The organism is Pseudomonas sp. PDM30, from assembly GCF_019218985.1.
GTDB classification, from domain to species: Bacteria; Pseudomonadota; Gammaproteobacteria; order Pseudomonadales; family Pseudomonadaceae; genus Aquipseudomonas; species Aquipseudomonas jessenii.
The window spans coordinates 38,669-58,591 of the sequence record NZ_JAHUWM010000019.1 but is presented as its reverse complement, the minus strand read 5'-3'; the positions used below and the strand labels follow the sequence as shown (position 1 = coordinate 58,591).

Here is a 19,923-nt window from a genome sequence, read left to right as displayed (position 1 = left end):
GCAGCATGCAGCTTGAACTCGCGTGTATAGACCTTTCTTTCGTTCATGGAACCTCCAAGTTGGCGAAATCATATCGCCCTTAAGAGGTGTCCGGAATTATTAGGCCAGTTCAGCTTGCTCGCGATGGGGTCCTGTCAGTCAACAGAGATCCCCAAGCGGTACTTGCATCTTGGCCCACCCACCCGCATAACTTGCTGCATGAACCTGCCCATTCCCGCAGACAGTGCCCTGAGCGGCTTCCACCCTGCCGTCAGCGCCTGGTTCAGCCACACGTTCCCGGCGGTCACCGCCGCCCAGGCCCGGGCGTGGCCGTTGATCCACCAGCGCCACTCGACCCTGGTCGCCGCGCCCACCGGTTCCGGCAAGACCCTCACCGCCTTTCTCGCCGTCATCGATGACCTGGTGCACCGCGGCCTGGAAAGCCCCGAAGGCTTGCCCGACGCAACCCTGGTGGTCTACGTCTCGCCCCTCAAGGCACTGTCCAACGACATCCAGATCAACCTGCAAAACCCGCTGGCCGGCATTACCGAACAATTGCGCGTGATGGGCCTGCCCGAATTGCAGATCAGCACCGCCGTGCGCACCGGCGACACACCGCAAAAAGATCGTTCGGCAATGCGCAAGACCGCACCGCACATTCTGGTGACCACGCCGGAATCCCTGTATGTGCTGCTCGGCTCCGACTCTGGCCGGCAGATGCTCAGCACCGCACAAACGGTGATCGTCGACGAGATCCACGCCATGGCGGCCAGCAAACGCGGCAGCCACCTGGCGCTGAGCCTTGAACGCCTGCAAGCCCTCTGCCCGGAGCCACTGCTGCGCATCGGGCTGTCGGCCACGCAAAAGCCCATTGAAGCGGTCTCGCGCTTCCTTGTCGGTCGCGACCGCCCGTGCGAGATTGTCGACATCGGCCACGCCCGCCCCCGCGACCTGGACATCGAAGTACCGCCCGTGCCGCTATCGGCCGTGATGGCCAACGATGTCTGGGAGTTGGTCTACGACCGCCTCGCCGCCCTCTCCCGGGAACACCGGACCACGCTGATCTTCGTCAACACTCGACGTCTGGCCGAACGCCTGAGCCGGCACCTGAGCGAGCGCCTGGGCAAGGATGCCGTGGCCGCCCACCACGGCAGCCTGGCCAAGGAATTTCGCCTGGATGCCGAGCAGCGACTCAAGCGCGGCGACCTGCAAGTGCTGATCGCCACGGCGTCGCTGGAACTGGGGATCGACATCGGCGACGTCGACCTGGTGTGCCAGATCGCCTCGCCGCGTTCGATTGCCGGGTTTCTGCAGCGGGTCGGCCGTTCCGGGCACCAGGTCGGCGGCACGCCCAAGGGCCGTTTGTTCGCCACCACCCGGGACGACCTGATCGAATGCGCCGCGCTGCTCGACTGCGTGCGCCGGGGCGAACTCGATACCTTGCTGATCCCGCAAGCGCCGCTGGACGTGCTGGCGCAGCAGATCATCGCCGAGGTCAGTTGCCAGGAATGGCCGGAGCAAGCGCTACTGGAGATGCTGCGCCGCGCCTCGCCCTACGCCGGACTCGACGACAAACACTACCAGGCGCTGCTGCACATGCTCGCCGAGGGTTACAACGGTCGTCAGGGCATCCGTAGCGCCTACCTGCATCGCGACGCTGTGAGCCGCACCCTGCGCGGCCGCCGGGGCGCGAAACTGACAGCGGTGACCAGTGGCGGGACCATTCCGGACAACGCCGACTACAGCGTGCTGCTGGAGCCTCAAGGGCTGAACATCGGCACCATCAACGAAGACTTCGCCGTGGAAAGCATTGCCGGGGATATCTTCCAGTTAGGCAACACGTCCTATCGGATCCTGCGGGTGGAAACCGGCAAAGTCCGGGTCGAGGATGCCCAGGGCCAACCGCCGACCATTCCGTTCTGGCTCGGTGAAGCACCGGGGCGCAGTGCCGAATTGTCCTCGGCGGTGGCGCGCTTGCAGGCACAACTCGATGATCTGCTGGGGGCTGCGCCAGGTAACTTGCAACCAGCGCTCGACTGGCTGACCGAGACCCTGGGTTTGAACATCGCCAGCGCCGAACAACTGGTGGATTACCTGGCCCGTGCGCGACAAACGCTGGGTGCCCTGCCATCCCAAGACACGCTGCTGATGGAGCGCTTTTTCGACGAGTCCGGCGGCACGCAACTGGTCATTCACACGCCGTTCGGCAGCCGCATCAACCGCGCCTGGGGCCTGGCCCTGCGCAAGCGTTTCTGTCGCACCTTCAATTTCGAATTGCAGGCCGCCGCCAGCGAAGACGCCATCGTGCTGTCGCTGTCCACCAGCCACAGTTTTGAACTGGACGACGTCTGGCGCTACTTGCACAGCAACAGTGCCGAACACATCCTGATTCAAGCCGTGCTCGACGCGCCGCTGTTCGGCGTGCGCTGGCGCTGGAATGCCGGCGTGGCCCTGGCGCTGCCGCGCTACAGCGGCGGGCGTAAAGTCCCGCCGCAGATCCAGCGGATGAAAAGCGAAGACCTGATCGCCAGCGTGTTTCCCGATCAGATCGCCTGCGTGGAAAACCTCGCCGGCGAACGGGAGATTCCCGACCATCCGCTGGTGGAACAGACCCTCGACGATTGCCTGCACGAAGCCATGGACAGCCAAGGCTGGCTGGCCTTGTTGCGGCGCATGGAACGCGGCGACATTCGCCTGATCAGCCGCGACTTGCCGGCGCCCTCGCCGCTGGCGGCGGAGATTCTCAGCGCCCGGCCCTATACCTTTCTCGACGATGCACCGCTGGAGGAACGTAGAACCCAGGCAGTGCTCAATCGGCGCTGGAGCGACCCGCAATCCACCGACGACCTCGGCGCCCTGGACGCCGAGGCGATTGCCGCCGTGCGCGACGAAGCCTGGCCGGCACCCTCCGGCGTCGATGAAATGCACGAGGCCTTGATGAGCCTGGCGTGCATCAGCGATGCCGAGGCCAGCGCCAATCCGCAATGGCTCGACTGGCTCGATACCCTGGCCGACAGCGGACGTGCGAGCCATATGCAGATCAACGCCGGGCAATCGCTGTGGCTGGCGCTGGAGCGCCTGACCTGCCTGCGGGCGATTTATCCACAGGCCGAAATGACGCCGCCCCTGCAAGCGCTTCCGGACTTCGACGAGGTCTGGGAAGCCGACGACGCCATCCTCGAACTGATCCGCGCACGGCTCAGCGCCTTCGGGCCACTGGCGCTCGATCGCATTGCCGAACCACTCGGTTTGCCCGCTGCGCAGGTCAACCAGGCCCTGGCGCAACTGGAACGCGAAGGCTACGTGCTGCGCGGTCGCTTTACCCCGGGCGCCACCCGGGAAGAATGGTGCGAGCGGCATTTGCTGGCGCGGATTCACCGCTATACGGTCAAGCGCCTGCGCCGGGAAATCGAACCGGTGGCGTTGCAGGATTTCATGCGATTCCTGTTCGACTGGCAGCATGTGTCGAGCGCAAGCCAGGGTCAGGGGGCCGCGGTACTGCCAGCCGTCGTCGCGCAATTCGAAGGCTACCCTGCTGCCGCTTCAGCCTGGGACAGCGACATCCTGCCGGCGCGGATCAAGGACTACTCAGCGACCTGGCTCGATGAGCTGTGCCGCAGCGGCAGACTCGTGTGGACGCGCCTGACTGCGCACAACAAAAGCGCCAGCACCGCGCTGCGCAGCACGCCGATTTTGTTGCTGCCGCGCAACCGGGTCGGCCTCTGGAGCGGCTTGACCGAACAGACGCCGGTCAGCGAACTGTCGCCGAAAACACAAAAGGTCCACGCCGCCCTCAACCAGCATGGCGCGCTGTTTTTCGATGAACTGATCCATGAGGCCCACCTGCTGCGTTCGGAGCTGGAAATCGCCTTGCAGGAACTGGTGGGCGCGGGGCTGGTGAATGCCGACAGCTTCGCCGGGTTGCGTGCACTGATCACCCCGGCCAGCAAGCGCCAGCCACGCAACAGTCGACGCGGGCGCGGGGCATTTATCGGTGGTATGGACGACGCCGGGCGCTGGGCCCTGTTGCGACGCACGCCTGTCGCGCCGGTGGTGCAAAACCAGCGGACGCCTGCCGATACCCTTGAGCACATCGCCATGACCTTGCTGCGCCGTTACGGCGTGGTGTTCTGGCGTTTGCTGGAGCGTGAGGCGGACTGGCTGCCGAGCTGGCGCGAACTGCTGCGTACTTTCCATCGCCTGGAGGCTCGCGGCGAGATTCGTGGCGGGCGTTTTGTCAGTGGCCTGGCGGGCGAGCAATTCGCCTTGCCTGAGGCGATTCCATTGTTGCGGGAGGTACGGCGTCGGCCTCATGACGGGGGCCTGGTCGCGGTGTGCGGGGTCGATCCGCTGAACCTCGCCGGCACGCTATTGCCCGGCGCGAAAGTCCCGGCACTGGCGAGCAATCGGCTGGTGTATCGCGACGGGTTGCCGGTTGCTGCCGAGATTGCCGGCAAACAGCAGATCTGGCTGGAGCTGGATGAACGGGCGATGGCTGAAGTGCGTAGTAAGCTTATCCGGCATTAATGTCGTCTGGACCGGCCCCATCGCGAGCAAGCTCGCTCCCACAGTGATCTCTGTTGTGCCGAAAATTTGTAATCACAGAAGATCCCCTGTGGGAGCGAGCTTGCTCGCGATGGGGCCGGTCCAGCCACTGAAAGCCTCAAGTACAAAACTGACTATTGAGACCGCGGCCGCTCCGGCATCAACACCGCCGAATGCTCCGGTGCGGCATCTCCCTCCTTCAGTGGCTCGACAGCATGCCTGGGCACCAATGCCTGCTGTGGATAAGTTTGCGCGAAGTTCACCCACGGGCAGTTATCCACAAGCTTTTTCAAACGCTGGTTGAAAGCCCGGCTCACCGCGTATTGACCACCGGACACCGTACGGAATTGCGCGGTCAGCACCACACCGTTGAGGTCCATCTTGTCGACGCCAAACACATCCAGCGGCCCTTGCAGGTTGTAGCGCAGGAACGGGTCGTTGCTGATGGAGTGCCCGGCCTCGCGGATCAGTTCGATGGCCTTGTCGACATCGGTGTCGTAGGTGAATTGCACCGAGAAAAACGCATAGGCGAATTGCCGCGATTGGTTAGTCACGGCCTTGATCTGCCCGAACGGCACCGAGTGCACGAAGCCCTTGCCATCGCGCAGGCGCAAGGTACGGATGGTCAGGCCTTCGACGGTGCCGGCATGCCCGGAATCGAGCACCACCCAGTCACCGATGGACAGGGTGTCTTCGATGATGATGAACAGCCCGGTGATCACGTCCTGCACCAGTTGCTGGGAGCCGAAACCGATCGCCAGGCCGATGACCCCGGCACCAGCCAGGAACGGTGCGACGTTGATCCCCAGGTTGGCCATGGTGGTGATCGCGCAAATCACCACCAGGATGATTTTGATCGCGTTGCGCAGCAGCGGCAGGATGGTTTTCACCCGCGTACTCGGCTGGCGCGCCGAGCGCTTGTTGGTTGGCGGTTTCAGGGCTTCCTGAATCGCCGTGTCGAGCACCACCCAGACCATCCAGGTCACCAGCAGGATCAGACCGATGTGGCCCAGGGAATCACTGATCGCCCGGCCCACGGCATTGGTCACCGCGAATTCGAACAGCGACACGCCCCAGATCCGCCCGAGGATATCGATGAACACGATGGCCATGGCGATGCGCAACAAGGCATGTGACAAATTGAGAAAGCGCTCCTTGTAGGCGCTGCCGCGGCGCAGGTCCGCTTCGCTGCGCGTCTTGAACAGATGATGCAGCGTGGTGCTGAGAAACACCGTGGCGATCAGCAGCACCGTGGTGAACAAGGCGCTGCGCAGCACTCTCTGGTTGTCCACCCCGGCGCCGATCAGGTTGATGATCGAAACCAGGACCATCAACAGAATCGGCCAATACCAGAGCCCGGAAAATATCCGCAGGGTTTCACGCAACGCCGGCTGGCTGAGGCGCTGGGCCAGCGGCAGGATGCGGATCACATGGGCGACCGGGCGACGCATGCGGATCACCAGCAAGCCGAAGGAAATCGACGCTGCCAATCCAGTGAACACGGCGATGCTGCTGGTGAGATTACTGCCCAGTTGATGGGCGATCTGCGGGCTGGTCAGGGCATCGCTCAGGGCCACTAGAAAACCGATGCCGAACAGCGGTCGTGGGCTGTGTTGTCGAATAATCTGCACTGCCCGCCGCTTGTGTCCGGCATTGAACATCACCACCAGCGACAGCACCAATGACGCGGCAAAGATCCCGGCACTGGTGGCATAGGCAAAACACAACGCCAGCGCCCGTCCCGCCGATATCGGCAAAAACTGGCTGGCATAAATCGTCAACGGCAGACTGATCACCGCCGGAAGGGTGTAGGGCAGCACGTAACCGAGCAACGCCTGGCCCCGTTCGCGACTGAGCAGCAGACGGTGCTCGCACAGGCGCCTGGCGGTCATCCGCCCAAGCAGCCAAAGACAGGCAAACACGGCCGCCCACACGCAGGTCAGCAGCAGGAAATCGCCGGCGACGCGCCAGGGCGAACGGGCCGATGGCTTATTGACCAACTGATCCACTTCATCGGCTGCGAGGTCGGCACGCAGGCGCCAGACGTCAAAGAGGTTTTCGTTGAGATCGAGTTTGGTCTGGACCTCATCGATGCTTGAACTGATGGCTCCCAGTAATCCGCCTTGCACCAGCGGTTCGGGATGGGCCGGCGGAGTCGCGGCGGTCGCGGTGGTCGGCAGCCCCGGTATCGCGGCGGCTTCCAGTTGCTCGCTACCCACAAACAGCAACGCTCCCAGCAGTATCGCGGTCTTGAGCCTGATCAAAACACCCGCTCCTTTGGCTGTGTCGGTAAGGAACTGATCGAGAAATGTCGGGCAAGTTCGGATATTGCCCGCAGATAGCAGGACAGTGATTTCTCCTGTGGCGAGGGGGCTTGCCCCCGTTGGGGGGCGAAGCGCCCCCAAAACCTACCGTTCGAATTCATCTGATGCGCCGCATTCAATGGGTTTACGACTGCTTCGCAGCCGAACGGGGGCAAGCCCCCTCGCCACAAGTATGCATCCGTCCTCGCGATATTTGATCTGCACGCAAATATCAAATGTCCATCCCTGTATTTTTCTGACCGAGCCAAATCCCGACACTGCGCTCCATCACATCATTGCACCGGAGTTGCAGCCATGCCCATTGCCTTGCTCGCGCTGACCCTCAGCGCCTTTGCCATCGGGACGACCGAGTTCGTCATCGTTGGCCTGTTACCCACCATCGGCGCCGACCTCGGCGTCAGTCTGCCATCCGCCGGCCTGCTGGTCAGCCTGTATGCCCTTGGCGTTGCCGTCGGCGCCCCGGTGCTGACCGCCCTCACCGGCAAGGTTCCGCGCAAATTGCTGCTGTTGTCGCTGATGGTGCTGTTCACCCTCGGCAACCTGCTGGCGTGGCAAGCACCGAGTTACGAGTCGTTGATCCTCGCACGGATCGTCACCGGCCTGGCCCATGGGGTGTTTTTCTCGATCGGCTCGACCATCGCCACCAGTCTAGTGCCGAAGGAAAAAGCCGCCAGCGCGATTGCCATCATGTTCACCGGCCTGACCGTAGCGCTGGTCACCGGCGTGCCGCTGGGGACATTCATCGGCCAGCATTTCGGCTGGCGTGAAACCTTCCTCGCCGTTTCGGCCCTGGGCGTGATCGCCTTCATCGGCAGCTTGATCTACGTGCCGAAAAACATCGCCCACAGCAAACCCGCATCGCTGTTGCAGCAATTGCAGGTGCTCAAGCAACCACGCCTGCTGCTGGTGTATGCGATGACGGCCGTCGGCTACGGCGGCTCGTTCATTGCCTTTACCTTCCTCGCGCCGATTCTTCAGGACCTCTCCGGCTTCAGCGCCAGCACCGTCAGCCTGGTGTTGCTGGTCTACGGCATCTCCGTGGCCGTCGGCAACATCTGGGGCGGCAAACTGGCGGACAAGCGCGGCCCGATCAGCGCCCTGAAAATCATCTTTGCCCTGCTCGCCGCCGTGTTGTTCCTGCTGACTTTCACCGCCGGTAATCCTTGGCTCGCGCTGGCCACCGTGCTGGTCTGGGGCGCCGTGGCATTCGGCAACGTGCCGGGGTTGCAGGTGTATGTGGTGCGTCAGGCTGAGCATCACACCCCGCAGGCGGTGGACGTGGCGTCCGGCCTGAACATCGCAGCGTTCAACCTCGGCATTGCCGGTGGCGCGTGGGGCGGTGGCCTGATCGTCTCCCACATGGGGTTGATTCACACCGCATGGATCGGTGGCCTGGTGGTGTTGGTGGCGCTGGCATTGACCGCGTGGAGTGGACGTCTTGATCGCCTCGGCCCAGTGTTCGCCGAACCGGCTGAGGACTCTGCCCGCGTTATTACTGCCCACTGATAACCCCTGTGGGAGCGAGCTTGCTCGCGATGACAGCGGTCCATTCAACATGAATGTGACTGATAAACCGCCATCGCGAGCAAGCTCGCTCCCACACTTGTTCGGTGTTGTTCTGTAGAAAACTTACCGTCCGTAGCCCCATCGAAACTTTTGCCGCCGCAGCGCAGTCACCCAAAGACATGGGTAGGTAGTCCGGAGGCGACATGGCGGCGATTCATATCGGTATTTCAGGCTGGCGCTACACGCCCTGGCGGGGAGACTTCTACCCCATTGGCCTGACCCACAAGCGCGAATTGCAATTCGCCTCGCGGGCGGTCAACAGCATCGAAATCAATGGATCGTTCTACGCACTGCAGCACCCCGAACGCTATGCCGTGGAAATCCGCCATGACAGCTTTGTCGATCCGCTGTTCGTCCGCTTGCTCAAGCGCTATAACACGGCCCTGGTCATCGCCGACACCTCAGGTAAATGGCCGTATCGCGAAGACATCACCAGCGATTTCGTCTACCTGCGTCTGCATGGCGCCGAAGCACTCTATGCCAGCGGTTACACCCCGCAGGCACTAAAACGCTGGGGCGAACGAATCGAAGCCTGGCATCACGGCCAACAACCGGATAATCCACAATTGATCGCACCCCGGCAGAAGCCAAAGGCGTGCAAATCCCGGGAGGTGTTCTGCTATTTCGATAACGACATCAAAGTCCGCGCCCCCTTTGATGCACGCCACTTGCTGCAACGCCTGCACCTCGAAAAAAACCTCGCCACCGTCCCCGGTGAGCCTGCGGCCGAGAGCGTGTTGCCATGAGCATTCCAGAGCCGGTCGGCGTCACGGACGAGCAGACCCCCATCAACACGACAGTGCAGCGCTTCACCGTGCTGACGGTCAACACCCATAAAGGTTTCACCGCGCTCAACCGGCGTTTCATCCTGCCGGAACTGCGTGAAGCGGTGCGCAGCGTGTCTGCCGATGTGGTGTTTTTGCAGGAAGTCCACGGCACCCACGAACAGCATCCCAGGCGCTACACCAACTGGCCGGCGATGCCGCAATACGAATTCCTTGCCGACAGCCTGTGGCCGCAGTTCGCCTATGGCCGAAATGCGGTGTATCCGGCGGGCGATCACGGCAATGCGCTGTTGTCGAAGTTCCAGATCATCCGCCACGACAACCTCGACGTGTCCATCAGCGGCCACGAGAACCGCGGGCTCTTGCATTGTGTGTTGCGCTTGCCCGGCGACGGCCAGGAGGTGCATGCGATTTGCGTGCATCTGGGGCTGCGCGAAACCCATCGCACCGCGCAACTGAAGCTGCTCGCCCAGCGCCTGGACGCCCTGCCCGGCAACGCCCCGGTGATTGTCGCCGGGGACTTCAACGATTGGCGCCAGCGCGCCGATGCATTGCTCACACCCAGCGGTTTGCGCGAAGTCTTCGCCGAGCACCATGGCAAACCGGCGCGCAGTTTCCCCGCGCGCTTGCCGGCATTGCGCCTGGACCGCATCTACGTACGCAACCTCAAGGCCAGCCATCCGCAAGTGCTGACCTCCCGGCCCTGGTCGCACCTTTCCGACCACGCCCCGCTGTCGGTGGAGATCGAGCTATGAGCAGCCAGTTGATGGAAAAAAACACGCTGGAACACATCCCCGCTCCGCCCACCCGCGAGCCGACAGCGGTCGATGTCGAATACGGCTGGCAAGGCAGCAATCGGGTCGAGTTGCTGGAAAATGGCGAGGCGTATTTTCCCCGGGTGTTTGAAGCCCTGCGCCGGGCGCAAAATGAAATCCTGTTGGAGACCTTCATTCTGTTCGAGGACAAGGTCGGCAATGAGCTGCAACAGATTCTGATCGAAGCCGCCCAGCGTGGCGTGCGCATCACCGTGAGCCTCGACGGCTTCGGCTGCGGCGAACTGAGTACCGGGTTCCTGAACGCCCTGACCGCGGCCGGCGTGCACCTGCAAATGTTCGATCCGGCACCGAAACGCCTGGGCATCCGCACCAACTGGTTCCGGCGCCTGCACCGCAAGATCGTGGTGGTCGATGGCACCGTCGCGTTCGTTGGCGGGATCAACTTTTCCGCCGATCATCTGGCCGACTTCGGCCCCGAGGCCAAACAGGATTATTCCGTAGAAGTTCAGGGTCCGGCCGTTGCCGACATCCATCACTTTGCCCTGCTGCAATGCGGTCGCCCGGCGCACGCCAAATACTGGTGGCACCGCCGTCGGCAGCGGCGTTCGGAACTGGCCTTCAGCGATCACGATGGCCAGGTGCGGCTGGTGTACCGCGACAACGGGGAACACCAGACCGACATCGAGGAGGTTTATCGCCAGGTATTGCGCCAGGCGCAGCGCCGGGTGGTGATCGCCAACGCCTACTTCTTTCCCGGGTTCCGCTTGCTGCGCGAGATCCGCAACGCGGCCCGCCGAGGGGTGGATGTGCGGCTGATCCTGCAGGGCCAGCCAGACATGCGGGTGGCCAGGCTTGCGGCGCGCATGACCTACGATTATCTGCTCAAATCCGGTGTGAAGATCTACGAATATTGCGACCGTCCGCTGCACGGCAAGGTCGCACTGGTGGATGAAGACTGGAGCACCGTAGGCTCCAGCAACCTCGACCCGTTGAGCCTGTCGATGAACCTGGAAGCCAACGTGCTGATCCGCGACCGTGGCTTCAATCGAGTTCTGTTCGATCGCCTGGAAGACCTCAGCGACAACCATTGCAAGGTCATGTCTCACGACATCGCGCCACGCGGGCGTGTCTGGCACATGACCGTCGGTTTTCTGGTGTTTCACTGCCTGCGGCATTTCCCGGCGTGGGCCGGTTGGTTGCCGGCGCATAAACCTCGCCTGAAACACATTCCTCCTCCGACCGGGGCCGCTGACCATGAACCGCACTGAGCCCCACACGGCAACTCACGCCAAAAGCCCTGGGAAGACGCACTGGAACCGCTGGAAACGACCGCTGACGATGCTGTTTTTCCTGATGCTGATCGTGCTGTTCACGATGCTCGCCCAGCGCATCGAATGGAACGAAGTGTTCGATACCCTGGCCGATTTCAAGGTGCGCACACTGATCATTGCCTCGGGGCTGACCCTGGTGAGTTTTCTGGTGTACGCCTGCTTCGACCTGATCGGCCGCACCTACATCCGCCAGAACCTGACCTGGAAGCAGATTCTGCCCGTGGGGATCATCAGCTACGCCTTCAACCTGAACCTGAGCGCCTGGGTCGGTGGCATCGCCATGCGATACCGGTTGTATTCGCGGCTCGGGGTCAGCAAGAGCAACATCGCGAAAATCCTCGGTCTGAGCCTGGCGACCAACTGGTTCGGTTACATGGTCATTGCCGGCGCCATGTTCAGCAGCGGGCTGGTGCGCATGCCGCCGGGGTGGAAGCTCAGCAGTAGCGCGCTGCAAGGCGTGGGGGTTTTGTTATTGCTGCTGAGCGCCGGATACCTGGTGGCGTGCCGGTTTGCCAAACGTCGGGAGTGGGTGATTCGTGGTGTGGAGATTGACCTGCCGTCGCCGCGCATGGCCGTGCTGCAACTGGCCCTCGGTGCCCTGAACTGGTCGCTGATGGCAGCGGTGATCTTCACCTTGCTACCGAACAAACTGGACTATCCACTGGTGCTGGGTGTGCTGTTGATCAGTGCCATCGCCGGGGTCATCACTCACATCCCGGCCGGGCTCGGCGTGCTGGAAGCCGTGTTTGTGGCGCTGCTGCAACACGAGGCTTCGCGGGGCAGCCTGGTGGCGGGACTGCTGGCCTATCGGGCGATTTATTTCATCCTGCCGTTGTTGATTGCCCTGGTGATGTACCTGCTGGTGGAAGCCAAGGCCAAGTCATTGCGGATTGCGAAGAAACCCAAGTGATTTTGTACTGGTTGTGAGGACGCCTTCGCGGGCAAGCCCGCTCCCAGAGTGTCTGTTGGTGGATGCAGATTCCATGTACACCCTCGATCCTTGTGGGAGCGGGCTTGCCCGCGAAGGGGCCCGCAAAAACACCCCAATATCAGGATGATTGAATAATGCTCAAACGCTCCCCCACTACCATCTCGGTAATCCAGCCGACAAGGATCGAGGTGTAGGCCTGCTGCGAAACCGGGTCGCTCAGCGCATGGTCGGCGCCATCGATAATTCGGTGGGTCAGCGAGTGAGTCTGCTGGCACGCTGCGCGGTAACTCATGATCGTTGAATGGGGCACGTAGTCGTCGGTCTCGGACTGCACCAACAGGACATCCCCGGTGAATTGCGAGCAGGCGTGCAAGGCACGATTGCTGTCGGCACGCACCAGGGTGCTTCGGTAATCACGCAGATCCAGCTTGTCCAGGTCGCGTTTCGGCGCGTGCCATTGCTCGTCTCGATACAGCGCCGGCACCCGCAGCGCCAGCCAGCGCACGGGCCTCAGCGAGGTCAGAATCGAGGCCAGATACCCCCCGTAACTGGTGCCAACCACGGCAATCGCCGAGGTATCGAGGGCCGGGTGCGCGAGCAAGCGGTCATAGGCCGCCAGCAGGTCGCGCAAATTGTCTTCCCGGGTCACCCGGGACAATGGAATGCCGGTGCCACCGGTGTGCCCGCGCAGGTCAAAGGTCAGGCACACGCACCCCAACCCGGCGATACCTTTGGCGCGTTCCAGATCCCGCTCCTGGCTGCCGCCCCAACCGTGCACAAAGAGCACGCCGGGGACTTTCGATTTGGGACTCAGGAAGGTCCCGCTCATCTGTTCGTCGTCGATGTCGATCTGAATGGATTCGCTTCTAGCCGTCATAGGGTTTAACCGTCACGTACTTGAGGAGAAAGTCACTGGCCTGCGCCGGCCCGCGGTACACCTCGATGGCGTCCGCCGGCAGCGGCTGGTCGATGTAGGTTTCCACCGAAGACACACGAATCGCGCAGATCCCCGGATCGTTGACGAAACTCTGCAAGGCCGCGACCTCGGCGCTGCTGGCACCGCCCATGCGCCAGGACTGTTCGAGCACACCGCTGCGTGGCCGGCCATCGCTGCCGACGCCCTGGGCGATGTCGTAGTTGCGCCGTGAGGCATAGAAACCTGGGTAGGCTTCATCCGCCGCGCTGTCGAACACCTGTGCCTGGCGGATCGCCAGTTGCACGTCTTCCGGCAGATCCAGCTTCAACAATTCGTCATAGCCGCCTGGCACCACCAGCAGGTTGGACCCGCCATAAACCTGTTCACCCTGAGCGTCCTCGGTCAAGTATTGATCACCGCAGTAACTGAGTACCTTTGCGCCGATAAAACTCTGGCCGACGCTGTGGGTGATCACCTGGTCCAGGTCCTGTTCGAGCACCACGCCTTCGGTGAACATCGCCTCGGCCTCGGGCTGGGCAAGCAGCTCATCGAACTCGTCGAGGCTTTTGATCACTTCCTGACCACGTCCGGCACAGGCATGAATCGGTTTCAGGCGGATCGGCCCGGTGTACAGCAAATGCTCCGCCGCCGGGCGCGCATCCTTCAGGGAGAACACGCTGAGACCGTCGAGCACCACGCTGCGCACCCGCTCGGAAAACAACGGAGCCCAGCCTCGCGGCGCATGGGCATGGTGGTTGAGCAATCCGTGACTGATGGCTTTGGTGCAGATGAAGTCGTGGTCGACATAACCGCCCCACAAATCCTCAGGCCCCTTGACCCCCAGTTGCCGGGCAGCCGCAGCGCCCACAAGGGTCTGGGTCGGCAACAGGTAGAGGTCTCGCCCTGCATGCAGTTGCGGGTCGTAGCTGCCGCCGTACTTGAGCCCCAGTATCTGCGCCAGCCAGCGGGCCAGTGCGCGGTTGGTTTCAACTTCGTGCACTGGCGCGTCGGCGAGCACTGAATGGGCGACCACCAGTTTCCTGCAGTTTGCCGGGGTCATGCATCCCCCTTCAATCGACGTTTGATGAATGTAGCTGAAGGGGTGCAGAGATCAGGCCAAGGCCCGTTGAGGGAAAAGGGGTTTTAAATCAGCCCGTTGCGCAGGAAGTGATGGCATGTGGCCTGTTTTATTCTGCACGACACCCTTTGATACTCCGGCATTTTGCACGATTCCAGCCCACACGCCCGACCCTGTGGGAGCGAGCTTGCTCGCGATGAGGGAATGACATTCAACATTTATGTAGCAGACACACAGCTATCGCGAGCAAGCTCGCTCCCACAGGGAATCGAGGTGATGCGACTACCGTGCGACCGATCCAGAGTTCACCCCAAACCGTGTCCGATAATCACTCGGCGCCAACCCGGTGATTTTCCTGAACGTTGCGCGAAACGCCCCGGGGTCCTGATAACCCACGGTCCAGGCGATGTGGTCGATGGTGCCGTTGGTGAACTCAAGCATTTCCCGGGCCTTGCCAACTCGCAGGTGCTGGCAGTATTCGGTGGGTTTGAGCCCGGTGGCCGCGCGAAAGCGTCGCAGGAAGGTGCGTTCTTCCAGCCCTGCCTTTTCGGCCATCGCCGCCAGCGACACATCGGTCGCTCCGGTGCTTTGCAGCCAGTGTTGCACCTTGAGGATCGTCGCATCGCCATGACTGAGGATCGGCGCAAAGTTACTGCCGCACTCACTGGCGCTATCGCTGTGTTCCACCACCAGAAAACGCGCGGTGTTGGTGGCGATGCTCGGCCCCAGCAACCGGTTGACCAGGCGCAGACCCAGTTCCGACCAGGCCATCAGCCCGGCGGTGGTAATCAGGTCGCCGTCATCGACGATCGGCGTATCGGCCTTGAGCCGGATCGCCGGATAACGTTCGGCGAAAGCTTTGGCCGAGGTCCAGTGAGTGGTGGCGCTACGACCGTCGAGCAGACCGCTTTCGGCCAACAGGATAGAGCCCACGCAAACCCCGCCCAGTGTCGCGCCGCTGGCATGTTGCTCACGCAACCAGCGAATCAATCCCTGTGGCGCCTGGCCCTCGGAAAAACCGCCGATCGATGGCGGAATCAACACGGCCACCAGGGCGCGCTCCGGGCCAGGATGGCTGTCGAAGACCCGAACCGGCGCCTGATCACCCTCGACCTGCCAATGGCTGACCCGCAACAGCGGCAACTGCGCAGACTGATGTTCGGCGGCGATCCGGTTGGCCACCCCGAACAAATCCGTCAAACCATGCACCGCCGCCATCTGCGCGCCGGGATAGATCAGTACACCGAGTTCGGCGATTGCCCTTTCTGCGTCCATTGTCAGTTTTCCCCCTTCTATTGTCGGTGCGGCCAATCCTCGGATCGCCTGCCAGAGCCAATACTTCATTCCACACCAATACACACTTCGAGGAAACAGTCATGGCCAAGCAAGCGCTCATCCTAGTCGATATCCAGAACGACTACTTCCCCCAAGGCAAGTGGCCGCTGGTCGGTGCCGACGCCGCCGCCGACAACGCCGTCCGCCTGATCAAGGCCTTCCGCGACGCTGGGGATTCAGTGGTGCACATTCGCCACGAATTCACCTCTGAAGATGCGCCGTTTTTCACCCCGAACTCCGAGGGCGCGAAGTTGCACCCGAAAGTGCTCAACCGTGCCGACGAACCGGTGGTGCTCAAACACTTCGTCAACTCGTTCCGCGAAACCGAACTGAAATCGATCCTCGACGAACAAGGCATCAAGGAACTGGTGGTCGTGGGCAGCATGAGCCACATGTGCGTCGACGGCATCACCCGGGCGGCGGCGGATTTTGGTTATACGGTCACCGTGATCCACGACGCCTGCGCCACCCGTGACCTGGAGTTCAATGGCGTGACGGTTCCGGCGGCGCAAGTTCATGCGGCGTTCATGGCGGCCCTGGCGTTTGCCTATGCCAGCGTGGTCTCGACCAACGAGTACCTGACAAGAAGCCGGAAGCTGTAAACCTTATTCGGGACAAGACAGCAAAAATGAAAAAGCCCATGGCCTCACCTGCCATGGGCTTTTAATTGCCGGTGAGTCTGGACGATCTGCATCAAACGCAATACCGCCAGAATCCTGAAAAGTCATGCCGAAGCCAACAATCACTCCACTCCCAACGCATACGCGGGGGATGTTGCTTTCACCCATGCCACTTTCTGGATAACTCACTGGAAGCCTGAACAATGAACAGCATGAATATCAGCACTGACAGCCTGTCGAAAAAAACATCCCTCGGACTCACCACCATGACGCTAGGGACCTACGGCATTTACTTCGCCCTCGCCGTTATCTACTTCTGGTTCGGGGGAATGAAATTCACCCACTATGAAGCAGAGGGACTGGTGCCACTGGTAAGCAACAGCCCCTTCCTGGGATGGGTCTATAACATTTTCAGTGTCGATCTGTTTTCCAGTTTGCTTGGCGTTCTGGAGATCTCCATCGGTGTACTGATTGCGGGTCGCCTGCTGTCGCCAAAGCTTTCCTTGATCGGGGGCGCCTTGTCGGCCGGGCTGTTTTTCACCACCTTGAGCTTTATGTTCTCGACCCCCGGCGTGATTGAGCCCGGCCTTGGTTTCCCGGCCATTTCGGTCGCGCCAGGCCAGTTCCTGCTCAAGGACATCGGCTTGCTTGCCGCCTCCCTGTTCGTGGCGGGCCATTCGCTGACCCGACTGGAAACCCCTTGAGCTGACAACTTCACCCGCCGATGGCCTGAATCAGCTCGATGCATTCAGGTCATCGCCATCACCCGCCAGTACGCGGCCCTCAAGGGCCAGGGATTTCATCCAGTCCCGTGGACTGCAGCCGGTCTTGCGGCGAAACGCACGGGCAAGGGCCGACGGACTTTCATAGCCCACCTCATCGGCGATCAGCGTAATCGGCCGCCCCTCCCGCAGGCGCTTCTGCGCCAGACTGATCCGCCAGCTCAGAAGATAATCCAACGGTGTTTGCCCCAGGACCGCGCGGAAATGCACCGCAAAAGCGGCGCGGGACATGTTCGATTCATTTGCCAACTCGGCCACTGACCAGGCCCGCTGAGGTTGGTTGTGCATCTGTATCAGCGAGCGCGACAGCCGCACATCGGCCAACCCGGCCATCATGCCGGTGCTCAACTGATGGTGGTCGAGCAAATGCCGGAACAGCAGGATGATCAACAGTTCGAACAAACGATCAAGCACGGCCTCCCTGCCGCAATGGCCAGCGCCAGCTTCACCGAACAGCCATCTCAGGGTGTCGGCCAGCAACGGCAGCTCATCCAGGGGCAACACCAGAAGATCGGGGAGCGAAGCAGATATCGGATTACTGGCGCCGCCATCGAACAGCATCGACGCACATAACAGCTGAGCACCTTCAGTCTCACTGGAGATGAGCTGATGTCGACTGGGGCGTGGCAGGAAAATCAGGCTGGGCCGAGTGATCAACAACTCACTCCTCCCTGGGCCTTTCAAAGTGACAGAGCCAGCCTGCAACAGGTGAATATGACCGCGCTGGTCGGCGCCATCGTAGGACGCCACGCCGCAAAGCATGCCGCTGTAAAACAGGTTCGCGCGCACGCCGAACTGTGACAACAACGTAGACAGGCGATCCATAGGGCAACTCTGCACAAGGTCTGGACCAGTAGCAGAGTATCACCGCGCGCTGGCGGCTGGACGGTCCTCGATCCCGGCGAGGAATGCCCAGGTAAAATGCAAAAAGCCCGGCATCCATAGGGAGGCCGGGCTTTTTCAGGTTCTATTCTTTGGTGAAAGAATCAGAACGGGATATCGTCATCAAAGCTGTCGAAATCCGGAGCCGGCTGAGGAGCGGCCTGCTGTGGAGCCGGGCGCGACTGTTGCGGCGCCGACTGCTGTGGACGTGGAGCCTGCTGGCGTGGCGCGGACTGCTGGTAGTTGTTACCACCGCCCTGGCCCTGCTGGTCGCCCTGTGGACGGCCGCCCAGCAGTTGCATGGTGCCTTGCATGTCGACCACGATTTCGGTGGTGTAACGCTTGATACCGTCTTTTTCCCACTCGCGGGTCTGCAGCTTGCCTTCGATGTAGACCTGAGAACCTTTACGCAGGTATTCGCCAGCGATTTCTGCAACCTTGCCGAACATCGACACACGGTGCCATTCGGTCTTTTCAACTTTCTGACCGGTTTGCTTGTCGGTCCACTGTTCGCTGGTCGCCAGACTCAGGTTGGTCACGGCGTTACCGTTAGGCAAGTAGCGAACTTCGGGATCCTGGCCGCAAGTGCCGACCAATATGACTTTGTTAACCCCACGGGCCATAACGTTCTCCTAGGCTACGCACGCTGCCCCGGCCGGGTTGTTCACCAGGCGCTCAAGGGTGGTGCGATCCAATAGTTCGGTGTCCAGTTTGATGTAAATCGCCGCCTCTTCTGCGACGATGACTGCATCTGTTACCCCTACGACCGCCTTCAGGCGCTCGACCAGACCCGCTTCGCGGATCGCCTCGGGCGACAACGGCAAGCGCAGGCTCGTGACGTAGGGAGGTTCGCGCATGGTAACAGCAAAGGCCAGCCAGAGGGCAGCCAGACCGGCGCATCCGAGGAACACAACCGACAGACCGCCATGCTGGAACAGCCAACCGCCAAGAATGCCGCCCAATGCCGACCCGAGGAACTGGCTGGTGGAATAAACCCCCATCGCCGTGCCCTTGCCGCCGGCCGGTGAAACCTTGCTGATCAGCGATGGCAACGAAGCTTCCAGCAGATTGAACGCGGTGAAGAACACCACCGTACCGATCACCAGAGCCCGCAAGCTGTCGCCGAACTGCCAGAAGAATAGCTCAGTGAACATCAGCGTCACGACGGCACCGAGTAAAACTCGTTTCATTTTGCGTTTCTTCTCGCCGTAGATAATGAACGGGATCATGGCGAAGAAAGAAATCAGCAACGCGGTCAGGTACACCCACCAGTGCTGCTCTTTGGGCAGCCCGGCTTTCTCGACCAGCGCCAGCGGCAAGGCGACGAAGCTGGACATCAACATCGCGTGCAACACAAAAATACCCAGGTCCAGCCGTAGCAGGTCCGGGTGCTTGAGCGTCGGCATCAATGCCTGGCGCGCAACACCGGACTCGCGATGCTGCAATGTCCCGGTAGAGCGCGGCACCATGAACATGACGATCACAATGCCGAGCAGCGCCATGCCGCCCGTGGCGAGGAACAACCCGGACAGACCAAAAGCGCGGGTCAGCAACGGGCCGACCACCATGGCGACGGCGAACGACAGACCGATGGTCATGCCGATCATGGCCATGGCTTTGGTCCGATGCTGCTCCCGGGTCAGGTCTGACAACAAGGCCATGACCGCGGCTGAAATCGCCCCGGCACCTTGCAGGATTCGCCCGGCGATCACGCCCCAGATCGAATCGGCATTGGCCGCCAGCAGACTGCCGAGGGCAAACACGATCAGGCCCAGGTAAATCACCGGGCGGCGACCGATCCTGTCGGAAATGAAACCGAAAGGAATCTGGAAAACTGCCTGGGTCAGGCCATAAGCGCCAATCGCCAGACCGATCAGGGCCGGCGTGGCTCCGGCCAGGTCCATCCCATAGGTCGCCAAAACCGGCAACACCATGAACATGCCAAGCATACGGAAGGCGAACACCAGGGCCAGACCGCTTGCCGCGCGGGTCTCGCTGCCGCTCATGCGCTCGCTGTGGGGATCGTGCATGGAAAAACCTCATGTGAACCGGCGGCGATTCTACCAGTCCCAT

Annotated in this window: 15 protein-coding genes; 8 read left to right on the top strand and 7 right to left on the bottom strand. The window is 61.7% G+C overall.

From position 1 onward, the window contains the following. Positions 1-198 precede the first annotated feature (198 nt). A complete protein-coding gene (locus KW840_RS28100; RefSeq protein ID WP_218498444.1) occupies positions 199-4,506 on the top strand; it encodes a DEAD/DEAH box helicase in 4,308 nt (1,435 codons plus the stop codon). A 152-nt stretch (positions 4,507-4,658) separates the two neighbouring features. Here the strand turns inward: KW840_RS28100 and KW840_RS28095 are convergent, their stop codons facing one another. Next, positions 4,659-6,788, bottom strand: a complete 2,130-nt coding sequence (locus KW840_RS28095) for a mechanosensitive ion channel family protein (protein ID WP_218498443.1) — start codon at positions 6,786-6,788, stop codon at positions 4,659-4,661. Between the two features lie 354 nt (positions 6,789-7,142). Here KW840_RS28095 and KW840_RS28090 point away from each other — a divergent pair, with 354 nt between their 5' ends. From KW840_RS28090 to KW840_RS28070, 5 genes are all read left to right on the top strand, one after another. Beyond that, positions 7,143-8,354, top strand: a complete 1,212-nt coding sequence (locus KW840_RS28090) for an MFS transporter (RefSeq protein WP_218498442.1) — start codon at positions 7,143-7,145, stop codon at positions 8,352-8,354. Between the two features lie 203 nt (positions 8,355-8,557). Then, positions 8,558-9,160, top strand: a complete 603-nt coding sequence (locus KW840_RS28085; RefSeq protein ID WP_218498441.1) for a DUF72 domain-containing protein — start codon at positions 8,558-8,560, stop codon at positions 9,158-9,160. Beyond that, positions 9,157-9,954, top strand: coding sequence for an endonuclease/exonuclease/phosphatase family protein (locus KW840_RS28080; protein WP_150814477.1), 798 nt, complete (start codon positions 9,157-9,159; stop codon positions 9,952-9,954). Before KW840_RS28085 ends, KW840_RS28080 begins: the two co-directional genes overlap by 4 nt. Further along, entirely contained in the window at positions 9,951-11,243 is a 1,293-nt protein-coding gene (gene clsB / locus KW840_RS28075) for a cardiolipin synthase ClsB (RefSeq protein WP_218498440.1), read from the top strand. Before KW840_RS28080 ends, clsB begins: the two co-directional genes overlap by 4 nt. Further along, the gene (locus KW840_RS28070; protein ID WP_218498439.1) at positions 11,230-12,216 is read left to right on the top strand and encodes a lysylphosphatidylglycerol synthase domain-containing protein; all 987 of its coding nucleotides are present in this window, start codon (positions 11,230-11,232) and stop codon (positions 12,214-12,216) included. The genes clsB and KW840_RS28070 overlap by 14 nt, the downstream gene beginning before the upstream one ends. Before the next feature lie 139 nt (positions 12,217-12,355). Here KW840_RS28070 and KW840_RS28065 read toward each other — a convergent pair whose 3' ends face one another. From KW840_RS28065 to KW840_RS28055, 3 genes are all read right to left on the bottom strand, one after another. Next, on the bottom strand, positions 12,356-13,114 hold the full coding sequence (locus KW840_RS28065) for a S9 family peptidase (protein WP_057713108.1): 759 nt from the start codon (positions 13,112-13,114) through the stop codon (positions 12,356-12,358). Continuing rightward, complete coding sequence (locus tag KW840_RS28060) at positions 13,104-14,213, bottom strand: DUF3182 family protein (protein WP_218498438.1); 1,110 nt, start codon at positions 14,211-14,213, stop codon at positions 13,104-13,106. The genes KW840_RS28065 and KW840_RS28060 overlap by 11 nt, the downstream gene beginning before the upstream one ends. 300 nt (positions 14,214-14,513) lie before the next feature. Next, positions 14,514-15,506, bottom strand: a complete 993-nt coding sequence (locus KW840_RS28055; protein ID WP_154862085.1) for a GlxA family transcriptional regulator — start codon at positions 15,504-15,506, stop codon at positions 14,514-14,516. A gap of 101 nt (positions 15,507-15,607) precedes the next feature. Here KW840_RS28055 and KW840_RS28050 point away from each other — a divergent pair, with 101 nt between their 5' ends. Further along, the gene (locus KW840_RS28050; protein ID WP_218498437.1) at positions 15,608-16,168 is read left to right on the top strand and encodes a cysteine hydrolase family protein; all 561 of its coding nucleotides are present in this window, start codon (positions 15,608-15,610) and stop codon (positions 16,166-16,168) included. A gap of 221 nt (positions 16,169-16,389) precedes the next feature. After that, complete coding sequence (locus KW840_RS28045) at positions 16,390-16,890, top strand: YkgB family protein (RefSeq protein WP_150814483.1); 501 nt, start codon at positions 16,390-16,392, stop codon at positions 16,888-16,890. 30 nt (positions 16,891-16,920) lie between these two features. Here the strand turns inward: KW840_RS28045 and KW840_RS28040 are convergent, their stop codons facing one another. From KW840_RS28040 to KW840_RS28030, 3 genes are all read right to left on the bottom strand, one after another. Continuing rightward, the gene (locus KW840_RS28040; RefSeq protein WP_218498436.1) at positions 16,921-17,793 is read right to left on the bottom strand and encodes an AraC family transcriptional regulator; all 873 of its coding nucleotides are present in this window, start codon (positions 17,791-17,793) and stop codon (positions 16,921-16,923) included. A 161-nt stretch (positions 17,794-17,954) separates the two neighbouring features. Continuing rightward, entirely contained in the window at positions 17,955-18,473 is a 519-nt protein-coding gene (locus tag KW840_RS28035) for a single-stranded DNA-binding protein (protein ID WP_007984430.1), read from the bottom strand. Positions 18,474-18,482: 9 nt separating this feature from the next. Then, positions 18,483-19,880 (bottom strand): MFS transporter, encoded by a 1,398-nt coding sequence (locus KW840_RS28030; protein ID WP_090451697.1) that lies wholly within the window; start codon positions 19,878-19,880, stop codon positions 18,483-18,485. Positions 19,881-19,923: the final 43 nt, after the last annotated feature.